The organism is Mesorhizobium sp. B2-3-15, assembly GCF_006442875.1.
Taxonomy (GTDB): domain Bacteria; phylum Pseudomonadota; class Alphaproteobacteria; order Rhizobiales; family Rhizobiaceae; genus Mesorhizobium; species Mesorhizobium australicum.
In genome coordinates this window covers 13,388-30,192 of record NZ_VFVO01000010.1, presented here as the reverse complement: position 1 = coordinate 30,192, position 16,805 = coordinate 13,388, and the positions used below count along the sequence as shown (strand labels likewise).

The following is a 16,805-nucleotide window of genomic DNA, read 5'->3' as shown; positions in this document are numbered from 1 at the left end:
ATTCTCAATCTTGAGACAGGCGCCGGGCGGCCCCATCACATCCACGTGAACGCACCGCCTGAATACGGGCAAACACAAAAAGCGCCCGGAAAACGGTTCTGGACGCCAAGTCGATGGACAGATAAGAGGGGGCTCAACTGATGTCAACGCCGCGCTGGCCCTGCCGGTCGCGCCAAATTCCGCCACAATCTGGCTGATCTGGAAGCCACCCTCCCTACAATCCCTGACCGGAGTCATCCTTATGTCCTTGTTGTTCAGCCGTGCGTCGCTTGCCAGTCTTGGCCTGGCCCTCGGCCTGTCGGCTCTTTGCCTGTCGCCTGTCACGGCGCAGGAGACCGCTCCCGCTCCCGCTCCGGCCGCCCCGGCCGCGGCGCCGGTCGACCCGAATACGGTGATCGCCACCGTCAACGGCCAGCCCTTGACCGAAGCCGATCTGGTGCTTGCCGAAGGCGAGCTGTCGCAGCAGTTCGCGCAGTTGCCGCCCGAGCAGCGCCGCGCCGCGGCACTTTCGGCGGCCATCGAAATCCGCGTCATGGCGGCCAAGGCCGTCACCGACGGTCTCGACAAGGATCCTGACTTCCAGCGCCGCATGGCTTTCCTGCAGCAGCGCGCGCTGCATGGCGAGATGGTCGAGAAGGGTGTGGTCGACAAGGTCACCGACGCCGAGGTTCGCGCCCGCTACGACCAGGAAATCGCCAACACGCCGCCGGTCAACGAGGTGCATGCCCGTCACATCCTCGTGAAGACGAAGGAAGAGGCCGAGGCGATCATCAAGCAGCTCGACGGCGGCGGCGATTTCCAGAAGCTCGCCAACGAGCACACCAGCGATCCCTCGGGCAAGTCCAATGGCGGCGATCTTGGCTGGTTCGGACCTGGCCAGATGGTGCCGGAGTTCGACAAGGCGGCCTTCGCGCTCGAGGTCGGCAAATACACCAAGGAGCCGGTGCAGACGCAGTTCGGCTGGCATGTCATCAAGCTCGAGGACAAGCGCGCCAAGCAGCCGCCGGCCTTCGACGACGTCAAGGACCAGGCCAAGCAGGCGGTCATCCGCGACAAGTATTTCGCGCTGGTCAAGTCGTTGCGCGGCGGCGCCAAGGTCGAGATCCCCGACGCCAATCTGAAGAAGGCCGTCGACACGCTGGAAAGCGCCAAGTAGGACGCAATCGCGAAGGCGCGGCGAGTGATTGCTCGCCGCGCCTATTTTTTTGCCATTTTTTAGCGCCTGGGCGTGACGATGCCTCGCGTGACATAGCCAACAGCGGTTCGTATCGTGGCTTCATCCACGTCGAGGCGGTTGGTCAAAAGATGCTTCCAGGCGAAGGACCCGATCAGATCGGCGACCACCTCTGAATCGATATCGTCGGCAATTTCACCCCTTGCCTTGGCGCGGTCCACGATCTGGCTGTTGTGAGTCCGGCGCCCCGTGGCATAGCCGGCGAGCGCCGCGCCGGCGGTCTCGTCTGATTGCGCCTCGGCAATCAGCGACCTGTACACGCTGCCCGAAGGCGTGTCGCGCCAATGCGCGAACAGGTTTTTCAGGAAGCCGACGAGGTCTTCTTCCAAGCTTCCGCTGTCTGGGATATCGACGCGTTTCTGGCGCTGATAGACTTCGAGCAGCAATGCCGCCTTGCTTGGCCACCAGCGATAGATGGTCGGCTTGCCGGCGCGCGCGCGGCGCGCCACGGCCTCGATCGAGAAGCCGGCATAGCCGCCTTCGACCAGCACTGCCTCGGCCGCCTCCAGAATGGCGTCCGCGCTGTCGGGATTGCGCCGCGCACCGATCGATCTGCGCGCCGTATCCGCCTCCTCGGCCATGCCTTTCGTCCTCGTTTCAATTCGCTGGCAATGATAAGTGATCCCGCCTGCCCAATGTGGAAGATCATAGCGCCACGGACCCCGGCGACGCCAACAGATTTGAAATGCAAGCTTGATCCTGAACGGGTTTGCCCTCCGCGGGAGCGACGAAAACGCGCTTGCACCGGCTCGCCGTATCGGGCAAACCGGCCTTCCCTTGCGATTTTCCCGCCCGAGGTCTGAATGTCCACGACGATTTCCCCGCTTGCGCCGAAGAAATACCCCAAAATGCCAGAAATCGAAGGGGTGCGCATCGCCACCGCCGAAGCAGGGATAAAGTACAAGGGCCGCACCGACCTGCTGGCCATGGTGTTCGATGCAGGCACCGCGGTCGCCGGCGTGTTCACCAGGTCGAAATGTCCCTCGGCGCCGGTTGATTTCTGCCGCCAGAACCTTGGCTCGGGCAAGGCGCGGGTGCTGGTCGTCAATTCCGGCAACGCCAACGCCTTCACCGGGCAGAAGGGCCGCGAATCCACCGCTCTGACGGGCGAAGCGGCGGCGAAGGCCGCGGGCTGCACGGCAGGCGAGGTTTTCCTGGCCTCGACCGGCGTCATTGGCGAACCGCTCGACACGGCCAAGTTCAGCCATCTGCTCGCCGGGCTGGTCAGCGACGGCAAGCCGGACCTGTGGACAGAGGCGGCAAAGGCCATCATGACCACGGATACGTATCCGAAAGTGGCGACGGCGACGGTCAAGCTCGGCGACGCCGATGTGACCATCAATGGCATTTCCAAGGGCGCCGGCATGATCGCGCCCGACATGGCGACGATGCTGTCCTTCATCGCCACCGACGCGCCGATCGCGGCTCCTGCCCTGCAGGACCTGTTGTCGCGCGGCACGGCCAAGACGTTCAATGCTGTCACCGTCGACAGCGATACCTCGACCAGCGACACGCTGCTGTTGTTTGCCACCGGCAAGGCGGCAAAGCGCGGCGCGCCCGAGATCACCGATCCCAGGGACGCCCGCCTTGGCCAGTTCCGCCGGGCGCTCGGCAAGGTGCTGAAGTCGCTGGCGTTGCAGGTGGTGCGCGACGGCGAGGGCGCCCGCAAGCAGGTCGAGGTCACCGTCACCGGGGCCAAGTCGGCCCGCTCGGCCAAACGCATCGCGCTGTCGATCGCCAATTCGCCGCTGGTCAAGACGGCGGTCGCCGGCGAGGACGCCAATTGGGGCCGCGTCGTCATGGCCGTCGGCAAGGCCGGCGAGCCCGCGGATCGCGACCGGCTGTCGATCTGGTTCGGCGACAACAGGCTGGCGCACGAGGGTGAGCGCGACCCCAACTATTCGGAAGAAAAGACCTCGGCCTATATGAAGCGCGACGACATCCGCATCCGCGCCGATATCGGCATCGGCCGCGGCAAGGCGACAGTGTGGACCTGCGATCTCACCAAGGAATATGTCGCCATCAATGGCGACTACCGGAGCTGATCGCCTTGGTTTCGCGTCATCCCGCAAGCATGCTCGCGACCGTGCGCCGCTATGAGGCGGCCGGCTTTCGCGCCTGGCCCGCGGCCGCCGTCCACTATGACGGCACCTGGGTGGTGCGCCTGACCGCCGGTCATCCGGCCAAGCGGCTGAACTCGGTCAATCCGCTCGATCCCGGCGACATCCAGCACATCGCCGACCGCATCGGCCGCGCGAGCCGCCGTTTCGACGCGTACGGCCGGCCGCTGACGTTCCGCATGTCGCCATTGTCGGGTCCCGATCTTGCCAGTCATCTCGACAAGGAGGGCTGGAGCCGGTTCGACGAATCGCTGGTCATGCGACTGCCGCTGGCCGATGCGCAGCTCGACGCCGCCATGGACCAGATCCCGCTCAAGGACATCAGCCGCTTTATCGGCGCACTGCTCAAGGTCAGCAGCTCGGACGTGTCGCTGCGGCCGGGCCTGTCGGAGATCATCGGCGCTATCCAGCCTGAAGCCGGGCTGTTCGCACTCGAGGATGGGACGGAGCCGCTGGCGACGCTGATCTGCGTGCATGACGGCGATCTCGCCGGCCTGTTCGAGGTCGCTACCGATAAGGCGGCGCGCAACAAGGGCCACGGCCGCAACCTGATCCTGTCGGCGCTGAAATGGGCGAGGCTGCGCGGCGCACGGGAAGCCTGGCTGCAGGTCGAGGCCGGCAACGCGCCGGCGCTGGCGCTTTACCGCGCGCTCGGCTTCGAGGAAGTCTATCGCTACCACTACCGCCGGCCCGCTGTTCATGGGTGAAATCGGGCATGAATGATGTGCAATCCAGCGGCAAGCGCCTGCTTCTGGTCGCCGCTTGCGCGCTGGTCGATGCCGATGGTCGGGTGCTGCTGGCGCAGCGGCCGCAAGGCAAGCAACTCGCAGGCCTGTGGGAGTTTCCCGGCGGCAAGGTCGAGGCCGGCGAGACGCCGGAACAATGCCTTGTCCGTGAACTGCAGGAGGAGATCGGTATCGAGACCGAGATCCCATGCCTGGCGCCGCTGACCTTCGCCAGCCATTCCTATGACGACTTCCACTTGCTGATGCCGCTTTTTGTCTGCCGCCGCTTCCGCGGCATCGCCCAGCCGAGGGAAGGGCAGGCGCTGAAATGGGTGCGGCCCAAACAGATGCGCGACTATCCGATGCCGCCGGCCGATGCGCCACTGATCCCCTTCCTGATCGATCTCCTTTGAGGATCTGGTTGGACCACCGTCCATATCAGCCAGCGTTAATGGAAGATTTATCTCATCATGAAAAATTGATGCATGGCCGTTTTTCGTGCGGCCGCCGCCATTTCGCTGGGGAGCGATAGAATGAGCCTGGACAGGGATTGGGATTCGATCCGGCCCGAGCGCGGCTTTCGTGTCGCTGATGCGGGCATGGGCGTCCTGCGCCTCACGCTGCTGTTCGGATCGGCCGCCGTGGCGCTGGCGTTGATCGCGACCCCTTTCCTCGACAACCAGGCGCGTTCGCAAACGGCCCGAGACGGTTTCCCCGGCCTGGACATGACGGCTACCGGTTCGATCAGGCATCGCAGCACCTATACGGTACGCCGCAGCGTGCTGCAGGCCGATCCGGGAGGCGTCTGCATTATCCGTTCCGATGGCAAAAGCAGTGGCGACTGCTGACCAGGCCAGGACATTTCCGACGGTCGGCGACTTCACCGCCTGTTAAGCCTTTGCCGTTAACCTTTCTTAACAGATCCGCGGTAAAAGTTTCGGCAACGGGGATCGAGGTCATGAAAACAGTGCTGCTGCGTTTTCTGGAGGACGAAAACGGCGCCACGGTCGTCGAATATGGTCTGATTATCGCCGTGCTGTCGCTGACGATCATCGGCGGTATCGGCCAGGTCTTCAACTCGCTGACCTGGCTGTTCAGCGACAACTCCAGCAGGCTTGCCAACGCCTTTGCGCAATAGCCTTGGCGCGTCCGCGCCTGCGACCAGGTCAATGTCCATCACGCCCCTCCAGTATAGCCTTCAGCGAAACCTTGGCTGAACCGGGTTTCAGCGGCTTTTGCTGCGATGCATCGGGCGCCCAGCCGGACATCCAGACCGTCGAGAAGCTTGCCCTGATACGACCGTCGGGGTCGGAAAAGCGTTCGGCGTAGATTTCCGCGGCGCGGGCAAACAGCTGGCGCGTGCCCGGCCGCCGGCTGCGATCGGCCAGCGCGCTGGTTTCGCCCATGGCACGCAGATCCGCCATCAGGGCAAACAGGTTGGCATAGCGCACCGTTACCGTCTCGACGTCAGCGACCGGCAGCGCGAAACCGGCGCGCTGCAGCAACGCACCGGCATCGCGTACGTCGGTGAAGGGGATGACGCGAGGGCTGACGCCGCCGTAGAGCTCTGTCTCGGCGGCAAGCAGGCTTTCGCGCAGTTCCGCAAGCGTGCCGGCGCCTGCGAAGGCGCCGAGGAAAAGTCCGTCCGGCCGCAGCGCGCGACGGATCTGGATCAACATGCCCGGGATGTCGTTCATCGCCTGCAGCGACAAAAGCGATACCACCAGATCAAGACTTTGCGGCTCGAACGGGACGGTCTCCGGCGGCGCAATCAGGCCGGCGGCACCGTTCAGGAAAGCCGCGGCCGTCTCGACACGGGCGAGATCCGCCACCTTGCCGCTCCGCGCAAGGACATCGGCCGCGGCCGATGTCTGGCAAAACAGCACCGCCGCCTTGGCGAACTTTCGCTCGACGGCGCCCAGCCGGTCGGCGAGATCCTCGGCGGCACGGCGCATGAGGAAGTCGGCGCCGTCAACCGGATGGATGAGCGCGCGCCGCTTGTGCGCCAGCCACAGAGAGGTGTCCATTATAGGCTGCAAGGGATTGATCCTTGTATGTCGGCGCCCTGATATGGTTGGTATGGTGGTGCCGAGCAACCAATCACGTGGCCGATCCGATGCCCAAGATCAAGTCCGTCGAGATCGGTAAGCTAGCCGGGTCTGCTGCCCGGTCGGCTCTGGGCTGGCCGGCGCGCATCCTGTTTCCGCCGGTCTGCGCCGGCTGCCGCCGGGAGGTCTCGCAGCCCGGTGTGTTGTGCGGCGACTGCTGGCCGAAGCTGCGGCTGCTGGAGCGGCCCTGGTGTCCGGTGATGGGCACGCCGTTCACCCATCACATGAGCGATGGTTTTCTGTCGGCGGAGGCTATCGCGGATCCGCCTCCCTTCGAACGGGCACGGGCCGCGGTCGTCTACTCCGGCGTTGCCCGCCAGATGGTGCAAGGGCTGAAATACCAGGACCGCACGGATCTCGCACCCTGGATGGCGCGCTGGATGGTCCGTGTGGGCGCCGAGCTCATCGCCGACGCGGATGTGGTGGTGCCGGTGCCGCTGCATTGGCGCCGTTTCTTCAGGCGGCGGTTCAACCAGTCGGCGGAACTGGCGCGCGCGGTTTGCGAGCTCAGCGGGCTGTCTTTCGCGCCCTCCGCCATGCGGCGCGTGAAACTCACCCGCCAGCAGGTCGGACTGGAGCGGCAGGAGCGCGAGGAAAATGTACGCGCCGCCTTTCGCGTGCCGGCAGAGGCCGAGATCGAGATTGCCGGCCGCAGGGTGCTTCTGATCGACGATGTCTACACCACCGGCGCCACCGTGCGTGCCGCCACCAAGGCGCTGAAAAGGGGAGGTGCGGCCGCCGTCGACGTGCTGACCTTTGCCCGCGTGTTGCCGGGGGGACTTCCGGGCGGACGAGTCCGTGACTATATAAGTCGGCAACGGAAGCGGAACTCGTCATGGTCGATGTCACGATCTATACGCGCATGATGTGCGGCTACTGCACGGCGGCCAAGCGGTTGCTGGAGCGCAAAGGCGTCGCCTATACCGAGCACGACGCTTCCTTCTCCCCGGAACTGCGCCAGGAGATGATGTCGCGAGCGCACGGGCGCACGACCTTTCCGCAGATTTTCATAGGTGACACACATGTCGGTGGCTGCGACGACCTCCATGATCTGGAGGCAGAAGGCCGACTGGACAAACTGCTCGCCAACGGCTCGTCGATTTGAGGGGTATGACAATGGGTGTTTTCAAGACGGCGGGTGTTTTCAAGGCGGCGGCAGTGCAGATGCGTTCAGGCGAGAGCCCCGAGCGCAATGCGGCCGATATGGAGCGGCTGGTGCGCGAGGCCGCGGGCCAGGGCGCGACCTATATCCAGACGCCGGAGATGACCGGTGCACTGATCCGCGACAAGGAAGCGCGTGCCGCCTCCTTCACCTCGCAGGACAAGGACATCGTTGTCGCAACCGCGCGGAAGCTCGCCAGTGAGCTCGGCATCTTCCTGCACGTCGGCTCGACCGCCATACTGCGCGCCGACGGCAAGCTCGCCAACCGCGCGCTCCTGTTCGGACCCGATGGCGCGACGCTCGCCACCTACGACAAGATCCACATGTTCGACGTCGACCTCGATAACGGCGAAAGCTGGCGCGAATCCGCCGCCTATGAGCCGGGGACCGAAGCCGTCGTTATTCCGATCAACGATGCGAAACTAGGCTTTGCCGTCTGCTACGACCTGCGTTTTCCGCAATTGTTCCGTGCCGAAGCGATGGCCGGCGCCGAGGTGCTGACCGTGCCCGCGGCCTTCACCCGCCAGACCGGCGAGGCGCATTGGCATGTGCTGCTCAGGGCACGCGCCATTGAGAACGGCGCCTATGTCGTCGCCGCCGCGCAAGGCGGCCTGCACGAGGACGGCCGCGAGACCTATGGGCATTCGCTGATCGTCGATCCGTGGGGCCGCATCATCGCCGAAGCCGCGCATGACGAGCCAGCGGTGATTGTCGCGGAGATCGACCCGGCGCAGTCGCTTGCCGCGCGCAAGAAGATCCCCAATCTCAGGAATGCGCGGGATTTCACCATCAAAGCCGGCGAGGCGCCGCGTCTCAGGGGCGCCGCATCTTGATCCGCTTTTCCCTGATCTGCGAAAACGAGCATGAGTTCGAGGGTTGGTTTCGCAGCAATGACGATTTCGACACGCAGAAGAAGCGCGGTTTTGTCGATTGCCCCAGCTGCGGCTCGCACAAGGTCGAGAAGGCGCTGATGGCTCCGGCCGTTTCCACGGCCCGCAGGCAGGAAACCATAGCGTTTGCCATGGGCGAGGCGCAGAAGCAGGCGCTGGCGCAGCTGAAGGCGATGGCCGAGAAGGTGCGCGAAAACGCCGACTATGTCGGCGACAAGTTCGCCGAGGAAGCGCGCAAGATCCATTTCGGCGAAACCGATGCGCGCGGCATCTATGGCGAGGCGACGCTGGAAGAGGCCAAGAGCCTGGCCGAGGACGGCGTCGAGTTCATGCCGATCCCGGTGTTTCCGGACGACCGGAACTGAGCGATCAGCTCACGCTGCCGATCAACTTTTCCAGCAGGTGCGAAAGCGTTTCCCGTTCGGTCTGTGTCAGGCCGGACAGGATCTGGTGCTCGTTCGCCACATGGGCCGCAACGGCCTCGTCGATCAAGGCGAGCCCCTTTTCGGTCAGCCGCACGACGATGCCGCGCCGATCGTTGGGGTGCGGTGCACGCAGGATCAATCCGGCCTTTTCCAACCGGTCGAGCCGGTTGGTCATGGCGCCGGAGGTCACCATGGTGGCCTCGTAGAGCGCTGTCGGGGTCAGCGCGTAAGGCGAGCCGGAGCGGCGCAGCGTCGCCAATACATCGAACTCTCCCGCCTGCAGTCCAAAACGGGCAAACAGCGGAGCGAGGCGATCACGTGCTATCAGCGAGGAGACCTCATTCAAGCGCCCGATCACGGCCATCGGCGACACATCCAGGTCCGGCCGTTCCCGCCGCCATTGCTCGATGGCTTTCCCAGCGCGGTCCATCTATCTCACCATAATGTATCTTGACGTTAAGAATCTTTCCATTATCTTATCTCAATAGTCAACGCCGGCCAAGAGGCTGTGCACCCATAGGGTTCCATCATGAAATATCTCTGGGATTCGGCGCTCGGCCTGCTGGTTGTCACCGGCGGCCTGCTGGGCCTGACGCTGCCCTTCGGCAAGCTCGCCACGGCGGCCGGCGTGCCAGCCATGGTCTGGGCCTTTGTCATCTCGCTCGGCGCTGGCGGCGTGCTTTTGTGCGTGCTCCTGGCGCATGGTCAGCGCATCCGGCTCACCCCGCACAAACTGCGCTATTTCTTCGTCACCGCGGCAGTGTCCTATGCCGTCCCCAATCTCCTGATGTTTTCGGCCATTCCGCATCTGGGCGCCGGCTACACCGGCATCATGTTCACGCTGTCGCCGGTGATCACATTGGTGTTTTCGATCCTGCTCGGCGTCCGGCGCCCCAACATGCTGAGCGTATCAGGCATCGCCGTCGGCTTCGTCGGCGCCGTCATGGTGGCGGTGACGCGCGGCGAGGCCGGCCAGCCGGCCGATCTGTTCTGGGTGATGATGGGACTGCTGATCCCGGTCAGCCTTGCCGCCGGCAACATCTACCGCACCATCGACTGGCCGGAAGGAACCGGTCCGATCGAACTCGCGGTCGGCAGCCATCTGGCGTCCGCGGCGATGCTGCTCGTCGGCATCCTGACCTTGCTCGGAGGCAAGGCCTTCGTCCAGCTTGGCGCCGTGCCGCTCATCGTCGTGGCGCAGATGGCCTCGGCATCGGCGATGTTTGCTTTCTTCTTCCGGCTGCAGGCGGTTGGCGGTCCGGTCTATCTCAGCCAGATCGGCTATGTCGCGGCAGCGGTCGGACTGTTTGCCGGCACGATCTTCCTTGGTGAACACTATCAACTGCTGACCTGGGTCGGCGCCGTCATCATCACCGCGGGCGTGTTCATCACCACCAAGGCGCAGAGCCAGAAAGCCTGACGGCTTCGAGGCGCACGTCGCACTGCCGTCAGCGTCACCGCCGGGCTCCGGCCTCGGCTGGCCGAGGATTGGCTGTCAGACCGATTCCTTTTCCGCCAGCACCATGTAGTTGACGTCCATGTCCTTCGACCGCGCCCAGCGGTCGGCAAGCGGATTGTAGGAGACGCCGGTGCGGTCGATGATGGTCAGGCCGGCGCCGCGCAGCGCCTTTTCCAGCTCTTCCGGGCGCACCAGCTTGCCGAATTGGTGGGTGCCGCGCGGCAGCCAGCGCAACACATATTCGGCGCCGATGATGGCGAGGCCGAGCGCCTTGAGCGTGCGGTTGATAGTGGCCACGAACATGATGCCGCCGGGTCTGACCATCTCGCCGCATTTGGCGACGAACAGGTCGATATCGGCGACATGTTCGACCACTTCCATGTTGAGGATGACATCGAATTTTTCACCGGCCTCGGCGAGATCTTCCGCCGTCGTGGCACGATAGTCGACGCTGACATTGCCCTCGGCGGCATGCAGTTTCGCCACTTCGATGTTTGTTTCGGACGCGTCCGCTCCGACCACCTCGGCACCGAGCCGGGCCATCGGCTCGCACAGAAGGCCACCGCCGCAGCCGATGTCGAGGATGCGCAGGCCCTCGAACGGCCGCGCCGCCCGTGGGTCGCGGCCGAAGCGCGCCGCGATCTGGTCGCGGATATAGGAAAGCCGGACCGGATTGAATTTGTGTAGCGGACGAAACTTGCCGTTCGGGTTCCACCATTCGGCGGCAAGGGCGGAAAAGCGTTCCACCTCTCCGGCATCGATCGTCGATCGTCGGGGCTCAGGCATCGGTTGGTCTCCTCGGACGCTACAGCGCCGCGCGTCCTTCGGACGCGCAAAGGACGCTGTAGCACTTTGATTCTGCGCATGATCCCTTTCCGAAATCGAAGTCGATTTCGGGGTCATGCGCTAGGAAGTCGGGCGTGAGGCATCGAATGTCAAGGCAACATTTTCCTCTGCTGACAAAGTTGCTGGGCGATCAAAGGCCCGGCTTATTTCGTGTCCAGAACATCACGCAGCTTGGCCGCCAACTGCTCGATGGTGAACGGCTTGGCCAGGAAGTGCACGTCATGATCGAGCATGCCGTTGTGGACCACGGCATTCCTGGTGAAGCCGGTGGTGAAGACCACTTTCAGCTCGGGCTGGCGCGCGAGCGCTTCCTCGGCGAGCTTGCGGCCGTTCATCACCGGCATGACGATGTCGGTGAAAAGCAGGGCGATGCCTGGTGTCGCGGCGAGCTTCTGAAGGGCCTCCGGTCCGCTTCCCGCATGGATGACGATGTAGCCGAGTTCGCGCATGACATCCGTCGTGGAGGCCCGCACGCGGGGGTCATCCTCGACGACGAGGATCGTCTCGGTGACCTTGGCGGCGCTCTTATCGCGCCCGACGGGCGCTGCCGGCTCCTCGGCTCCGAAAAACCGGGGCAGGTAGATCTTGATCGTCGTGCCTTCGCCGGGCTCGGAGTAGATCTTGACGTGGCCGCCCGATTGTTTGACGAAGCCGAACACCTGGCTCAGCCCAAGTCCCGTGCCCTTGTTGACCGGCTTGGTCGTGAAGAAGGGTTCGAAGGCCCTGGCGATGGTCTCGGGCGACATGCCCGCGCCGGTGTCGGTTACCGCGATCATCACATATTGGCCAGGCGTGACTTCGGCGTGCGTCGACGCATAGCCGTCGTCGAGGTGGCTGTTGACAGTCTCGATGGTCAGCTTGCCCTCATTGTCCATGGCGTCGCGGGAATTGACGGCCAGATTGAGGATCGCGTTCTCGATCTGGCTGGGATCGGCGTGGGTTTTCCACAGGCCGCCCGCTAATACTGTCTCGATGCGGATGCCTTCCCCCAAGGTCCGGCGCAGAAGATCGGACATGCCGGTCAACAGCCCGTTGATGTCGACAACCTGCGGCGCCAGAGGCTGCAGGCGGGAGAAGGCAAGCAGGCGGGATGTCAGGTTGGCGGCGCGGCTGGCCGCGTCGGTCGCGGCCTCGACGAGTTTTTCGATGTCATGCTCGCCCCGCTTCAGCTTGCGCTGGGCAAGGTTCATGGCGCTGAGGATCACCGCCAGCATGTTGTTGAAGTCGTGGGCGATGCCGCCTGTCAGCTGTCCGACAGCCTCCATCTTCTGCATCTGGCGTATCTGGGATTCGGCCTTTTCACGGGTCTGGATCTCGTTGCCGAGTTCGATGTTCTTGCGCATCAGCTCTTGCTGGGCGACGACCACCTCGTGGAAGCGGCGACGGGATTGACGTATGGTGTAGGCGGCAAGCAGGAAAATCGCCAGCAACGCCGCCAGCGAGCCGATCCGCAGCCAGGCCTCGACCCGGTCGGTACGCTCGTCGCGCGCGGCCACCGCGGCGGCGCCGATGCGTCGAATTGTGTCCATGCTGGCCCGCATCTCGTCCATGGCGGCCTTGCCCTGGCCACTGCGGACCAGTTGCAGGGCCTTCGCCGCATCGCCTCGCTCGTAAAGAGCTATGGTTTCGGCCAGGTCGGCCTGCTGTTGCGAAAGCGCGTCCTTGATGTGGCCGATCTGCTGGGCGATCTGGTCGTCGGGAGCGGTCGCGCTGTCGACCCGCGCCAATTGTCCCGGAATTGCCTCGACGGCCTTCCGGTAAGGCTCCAGATAGGATTTTTCACCGGTCAGCAGGTAGCCGCGCTGACCACTCTGGGCCTCCTGCGCCAATGAAAGCAGCCCGGAAAGCTGCTCCTGGTACTCGATTGTCTCACGTGCGGCGGCACGACTGTCCCTTTGGCTCTCGACGAGCACCGCACGGGTGCCGACGATCAGTGCCAGCACCGCAAAGCCCGCGACAAGCGGGAGCGATTGCAATCGCATGGCGCGCCGAAGCCGAGCAATCATCTGTTATGCCGAACCAAAAGCAATTTCCCGCGGGCAGCATTTGGTAAGCGGCGCCGGGCCGGAAGGCAATATGTCGTGCTGTTATGCAATCCGCCGTCAGCCTTGCGAAACCTTCCTCATTTGGCTATGGAGGCCGCGCATTCAGTGGCCGGCGGCAGCCGGGCGCTTTTCTTCCATTTTCGGCTGCGGGCCGGCTCCAGTCAAAGGCATTTCGCTTCCATGGCGCGTATCGTGATGAAATTCGGCGGGACCTCCGTCGCCGACATCGCTCGCATCCGCAACGTGGCACGTCACGTCAAACGCGAGGTCGACGCCGGTCACGAGGTGGCTGTGGTGGTTTCGGCGATGGCCGGCAAGACCAACGAGCTGGTCGGCTGGACCCGCGAGGCCTCACCGATGCACGATGCCCGCGAATATGACGCGGTCGTCGCTTCCGGCGAACAGGTCACGGCTGGCCTTCTCGCCATCACCTTGCAGAACATGGGCGTGCATGCGCGCTCCTGGCAGGGCTGGCAGATTCCGATCAAGACCGACAACGCGCATGGCGCGGCGCGCATCCTCGACATCGACGGCGCCTTCCTGGTCAAGCGCTTCGGCGAAGGCCAGGTGGCTGTCATCGCCGGTTTCCAGGGCATCGGGCCGGACAACCGCATCGCCACGCTCGGACGTGGCGGCTCCGATACCAGCGCCGTGGCGATCGCCGCCGCGGTCAAGGCCGACCGCTGCGACATCTACACCGACGTCGATGGGGTCTACACCACCGACCCGCGCATCGAGCCCAAAGCGCGGCGGCTGGCCAAGATATCGTTCGAGGAAATGCTTGAAATGGCCTCGCTCGGCGCCAAGGTTCTGCAGGTGCGTTCGGTCGAGCTTGCCATGGTGCACAGGGTGCGTACCTTCGTGCGGTCGTCCTTCGACGATCCCGATGCGCCCGGAATGGGGGATTTGCTCAATCCTCCGGGAACGCTCATTTGCGACGAGGAAGAGATCGTGGAACAGCAGGTCGTCACCGGAATTGCCTATGCCAAGGACGAGGCCCAGATTTCGCTGCGCCGCGTCGGCGACCGGCCGGGCGTCGCCGCCGGCATTTTCGGACCGCTGGCCGAGGCCAACATCAATGTCGACATGATCGTCCAGAACATTTCCGAGGACGGCAAGCTGACCGACATGACCTTCACCGTGCCGTCGGGCGATGTCGACAAGGCGCTGGCCGTGCTCGACCGGCTGAAAGCCGAGATCGGCTACGATGTCGTGCAGTCGGAAGCTGGCATGTCGAAGGTTTCGGTCATCGGCATCGGCATGCGGAGCCATGCCGGCGTCGCCGCCACCGCCTTCAAGGCGCTGGCCGACAAGGCGATCAACATCCGCGCCATCACCACCTCCGAGATCAAGATTTCGATACTGATCGACGGTCCCTATACGGAACTTGCGGTTCGCACTTTGCATTCCGTCTACGGTCTGGATAAGCAGTAGCAGGACTGAATCAGCTGTTGCGCACTTGCCGGGCGCGGCGGAAACTGCCCCGGCAAGAAGTCTATTGGAGAAGAAGCCGCGATGCGTGACACGGCCGTTGGCCCGCGCGTTTTGCTGAAACGGCTCCGCGAGCTCATGCAGGAGCCGCTGGAGCCGCAGGAGCGGCTCGACCGGATTGTGCGCGACATCGCCTCCAACATGGTCGCGGAAGTCTGCTCGCTCTACGTGCTGCGCGCCGATTCGGTGCTGGAGCTCTACGCCACCGAGGGTCTGAACCCGAACGCCGTCCACTTGGCGCAGCTGCGGCTAGGGCAAGGCCTGGTCGGCACCATTGCCGCGAGTGCCAGGCCGCTCAACCTGTCCAACGCGCAAGAACACCCGGCCTTCGCCTACCTGCCGGAGACCGGGGAGGAGATCTACAATTCCTTCCTCGGCGTGCCGGTGCTCAGGGCAGGGCGCACGCTGGGCGTCCTGGTCGTCCAGAACAAGACCATGCGCCACTACCGCGACGACGAGGTCGAGGCGCTGGAAACCACGGCCATGGTCATCGCAGAGATGATCGCCACCGGCGATCTGGCGCGGCTGACCCGGCCAGGCCTCGAACTCGACCTGCGCCGGCCTGTCAGCTTCACCGGCCTGTCCTTCAACGATGGCGTCGGGCTCGGTCACGTCGTGCTGCACGAGCCGCGTATCGTCGTCACCAATTTGTTCAACGAGGACAGCGAGGAGGAGGTCCGGCGGCTCGAAGCCTCGCTTGGTTCTCTGCGGCTTTCCATCGACGACATGCTGGAGCGCCGCGATGTCGCCTTCGAGGGCGAGCATCGCCAGGTGCTGGAAGCCTACCGCATGTTCGCCAACGACCGGGGCTGGGTACGGCGCCTGGAAGAGGCGATCCGTAACGGCCTGACGGCCGAGGCGGCGGTCGAAAAAGTTCAGAGCGACATGCGCGCCCGCATGCTGCACATGACCGATCCCTATCTGCGCGAGCGGATGAGCGATTTCGACGATCTCGCCAACCGGCTGTTGCGCCAGCTGATGGGACGTGGGCCCGAGGATGTCGCGGCCTCGCTGCCCAAGGACGCCATCATCGTCGCCCGCTCGATGGGCGCTGCCGAACTGCTCGACTATCCTCGCGACAAGCTGCGCGGGCTGGTGCTGGAGGATGGCGCGGCGACCAGCCATGTCGTCATCGTCGCGCGCGCCATGGGCATTCCCGTCGCCGGACAGATGAAGGGCGCCGTTTCCATGGCGGAAAACGGCGATGCCATCATCGTCGACGGCGAGGAAGGCGCGATCCATCTGCGGCCGCAATCCGATCTTGAAGCCGCCTATGCCGAGAAGGTGCGGTTCCGGGCGCGCCGGCAGGAGGTCTACCGCGAACTGCGCAAGAAGCCGTCGACGACCCGGGACGGGGTCCAGGTCGACCTGCTGATGAATGCCGGGCTTGCCGTCGACCTGCCGCAGTTGGCGGAGGCGGGCGCCGCCGGCATTGGCCTGTTCCGCACGGAACTGCAGTTCATGGTCGCGTCGACCTTTCCGCGCGCCGAAGCCCAGGAAAAACTCTACCGCGACGTGCTTGAGGCCGCGCGCGGCAAGCCGGTCACCTTCCGCACCATCGACATTGGTGGCGACAAGGTGCTGCCCTATTTCAAGGGCGCGGTCCAGGAAGAGAATCCGGCGCTCGGCTGGCGGGCGATCCGCCTGACGCTAGATCGGCCGGGCTTGCTGCGCACCCAGATCCGCGCCTTGCTCAAGGCCAGCGGCGGGCGCGAGCTCAAGCTGATGCTGCCGATGGTGACCGAGCTCGGCGAAATCGCCCAGGCGCGCGAAATCATCGACCGCGAGGTGCGGCATCTCTCACGCTTTGCCCATCATCTGCCGACCAGTCTCAAGCTGGGCGCCATGCTGGAAGTGCCGTCGCTTTTGTTCCAGCTCGACGAGCTGATGAAGGCGGTCGACTTCGTCTCGGTCGGATCGAACGACCTGTTCCAGTTCGTCATGGCGGTCGACCGCGGCAACACGCAACTGGCCAACCGCTTCGATACGTTGTCGGCGCCGTTCCTGCGCGTGCTCAAGCAGATCGCCGACGCCGGCGCCCGCAATCATACGCCCGTCACCCTGTGCGGTGAACTCGCCGGCAAGCCGATCTCGGCGATGGCGTTGATCGGCCTCGGTTTTCGCTCGATCTCGATGTCGCCGGCCTCGATCGGTCCGGTCAAGGCCATGCTGACGGAGCTGCCGCTGGAGGAGCTGAAGGCTTTCTTCGACGACAATCTGATGGCGCCGGCGCAAGGGCTGCCGATGCGGGCATTGCTGCAGGCCTTCGCCGACGACCGCTCGATCCCGTTGTAGCACCC

Annotated in this window: 17 protein-coding genes and 1 pseudogene; 13 read left to right on the top strand and 5 right to left on the bottom strand. The window is 64.4% G+C overall.

From position 1 onward, the window contains the following. Positions 1-241: 241 nt before the first annotated feature. The gene (locus FJ954_RS20380; protein ID WP_140662788.1) at positions 242-1,156 is read left to right on the top strand and encodes a peptidylprolyl isomerase; all 915 of its coding nucleotides are present in this window, start codon (positions 242-244) and stop codon (positions 1,154-1,156) included. Positions 1,157-1,215: 59 nt separating this feature from the next. On the opposite strand, the gene FJ954_RS20375 is transcribed toward FJ954_RS20380, so the two are convergent. Continuing rightward, entirely contained in the window at positions 1,216-1,815 is a 600-nt protein-coding gene (locus FJ954_RS20375; RefSeq protein WP_140662787.1) for a TetR/AcrR family transcriptional regulator, read from the bottom strand. A 222-nt stretch (positions 1,816-2,037) separates the two neighbouring features. Here FJ954_RS20375 and argJ point away from each other — a divergent pair, with 222 nt between their 5' ends. The 5 genes from argJ (at position 2,038) to FJ954_RS20350 (ending at position 5,217) form a co-directional block, all read left to right on the top strand. Beyond that, positions 2,038-3,279 (top strand): bifunctional glutamate N-acetyltransferase/amino-acid acetyltransferase ArgJ, encoded by a 1,242-nt coding sequence (gene argJ, locus FJ954_RS20370; RefSeq protein ID WP_140662785.1) that lies wholly within the window; start codon positions 2,038-2,040, stop codon positions 3,277-3,279. 29 nt (positions 3,280-3,308) lie between these two features. Continuing rightward, a complete protein-coding gene (locus FJ954_RS20365; RefSeq protein WP_140663015.1) occupies positions 3,309-4,061 on the top strand; it encodes a GNAT family N-acetyltransferase in 753 nt (250 codons plus the stop codon). Between the two features lie 8 nt (positions 4,062-4,069). Beyond that, positions 4,070-4,492, top strand: a complete 423-nt coding sequence (gene mutT / locus FJ954_RS20360) for an 8-oxo-dGTP diphosphatase MutT (protein WP_140662784.1) — start codon at positions 4,070-4,072, stop codon at positions 4,490-4,492. Positions 4,493-4,612: 120 nt separating this feature from the next. Beyond that, complete coding sequence (locus FJ954_RS20355; protein ID WP_140662782.1) at positions 4,613-4,927, top strand: hypothetical protein; 315 nt, start codon at positions 4,613-4,615, stop codon at positions 4,925-4,927. A gap of 110 nt (positions 4,928-5,037) precedes the next feature. Beyond that, positions 5,038-5,217 (top strand): Flp family type IVb pilin, encoded by a 180-nt coding sequence (locus tag FJ954_RS20350; protein WP_140616863.1) that lies wholly within the window; start codon positions 5,038-5,040, stop codon positions 5,215-5,217. A gap of 28 nt (positions 5,218-5,245) precedes the next feature. On the opposite strand, the gene FJ954_RS20345 is transcribed toward FJ954_RS20350, so the two are convergent. After that, a complete protein-coding gene (locus FJ954_RS20345) occupies positions 5,246-6,118 on the bottom strand; it encodes a methyltransferase domain-containing protein (RefSeq protein ID WP_140662780.1) in 873 nt (290 codons plus the stop codon). A gap of 65 nt (positions 6,119-6,183) precedes the next feature. Here FJ954_RS20345 and FJ954_RS20340 point away from each other — a divergent pair. From FJ954_RS20340 to FJ954_RS20325, 4 genes and pseudogenes are all read left to right on the top strand, one after another. Then, positions 6,184-6,997, top strand: a pseudogene (locus FJ954_RS20340) (ComF family protein). Between the two features lie 25 nt (positions 6,998-7,022). Then, complete coding sequence (grxC, locus tag FJ954_RS20335; RefSeq protein ID WP_127280365.1) at positions 7,023-7,292, top strand: glutaredoxin 3; 270 nt, start codon at positions 7,023-7,025, stop codon at positions 7,290-7,292. An 11-nt stretch (positions 7,293-7,303) separates the two neighbouring features. Further along, a complete protein-coding gene (locus FJ954_RS20330; protein WP_140662776.1) occupies positions 7,304-8,182 on the top strand; it encodes a carbon-nitrogen hydrolase family protein in 879 nt (292 codons plus the stop codon). Beyond that, positions 8,179-8,604, top strand: coding sequence for a DUF1178 family protein (locus FJ954_RS20325; protein WP_140662774.1), 426 nt, complete (start codon positions 8,179-8,181; stop codon positions 8,602-8,604). Before FJ954_RS20330 ends, FJ954_RS20325 begins: the two co-directional genes overlap by 4 nt. A gap of 4 nt (positions 8,605-8,608) precedes the next feature. Here FJ954_RS20325 and FJ954_RS20320 read toward each other — a convergent pair whose 3' ends face one another. Further along, the gene (locus FJ954_RS20320; RefSeq protein WP_140616867.1) at positions 8,609-9,094 is read right to left on the bottom strand and encodes a MarR family transcriptional regulator; all 486 of its coding nucleotides are present in this window, start codon (positions 9,092-9,094) and stop codon (positions 8,609-8,611) included. A gap of 99 nt (positions 9,095-9,193) precedes the next feature. Between FJ954_RS20320 and FJ954_RS20315 the strand changes: the two genes are divergently transcribed. Then, complete coding sequence (locus FJ954_RS20315; RefSeq protein WP_140662772.1) at positions 9,194-10,084, top strand: DMT family transporter; 891 nt, start codon at positions 9,194-9,196, stop codon at positions 10,082-10,084. A gap of 75 nt (positions 10,085-10,159) precedes the next feature. On the opposite strand, the gene ubiG is transcribed toward FJ954_RS20315, so the two are convergent. Together ubiG and FJ954_RS20305 are read right to left on the bottom strand one after the other, a co-directional pair. Continuing rightward, entirely contained in the window at positions 10,160-10,909 is a 750-nt protein-coding gene (ubiG, locus tag FJ954_RS20310) for a bifunctional 2-polyprenyl-6-hydroxyphenol methylase/3-demethylubiquinol 3-O-methyltransferase UbiG (RefSeq protein WP_140662770.1), read from the bottom strand. A 203-nt stretch (positions 10,910-11,112) separates the two neighbouring features. Beyond that, positions 11,113-12,951: a CHASE3 domain-containing protein gene (locus tag FJ954_RS20305; RefSeq protein ID WP_140662769.1), complete on the bottom strand. Its 1,839-nt coding sequence runs from the start codon at positions 12,949-12,951 to the stop codon at positions 11,113-11,115. A 243-nt stretch (positions 12,952-13,194) separates the two neighbouring features. On the opposite strand from FJ954_RS20305, the gene FJ954_RS20300 reads away from it, so the two are divergent. Both FJ954_RS20300 and ptsP read left to right on the top strand, forming a co-directional pair. Next, positions 13,195-14,448, top strand: a complete 1,254-nt coding sequence (locus FJ954_RS20300) for an aspartate kinase (RefSeq protein ID WP_015315600.1) — start codon at positions 13,195-13,197, stop codon at positions 14,446-14,448. Between the two features lie 81 nt (positions 14,449-14,529). Continuing rightward, positions 14,530-16,800 carry a phosphoenolpyruvate--protein phosphotransferase gene (gene ptsP, locus FJ954_RS20295; RefSeq protein WP_140662767.1) on the top strand — a complete coding sequence of 757 codons (2,271 nt, stop codon included), beginning with the start codon at positions 14,530-14,532 and terminating at the stop codon, positions 16,798-16,800. Positions 16,801-16,805: the final 5 nt, after the last annotated feature.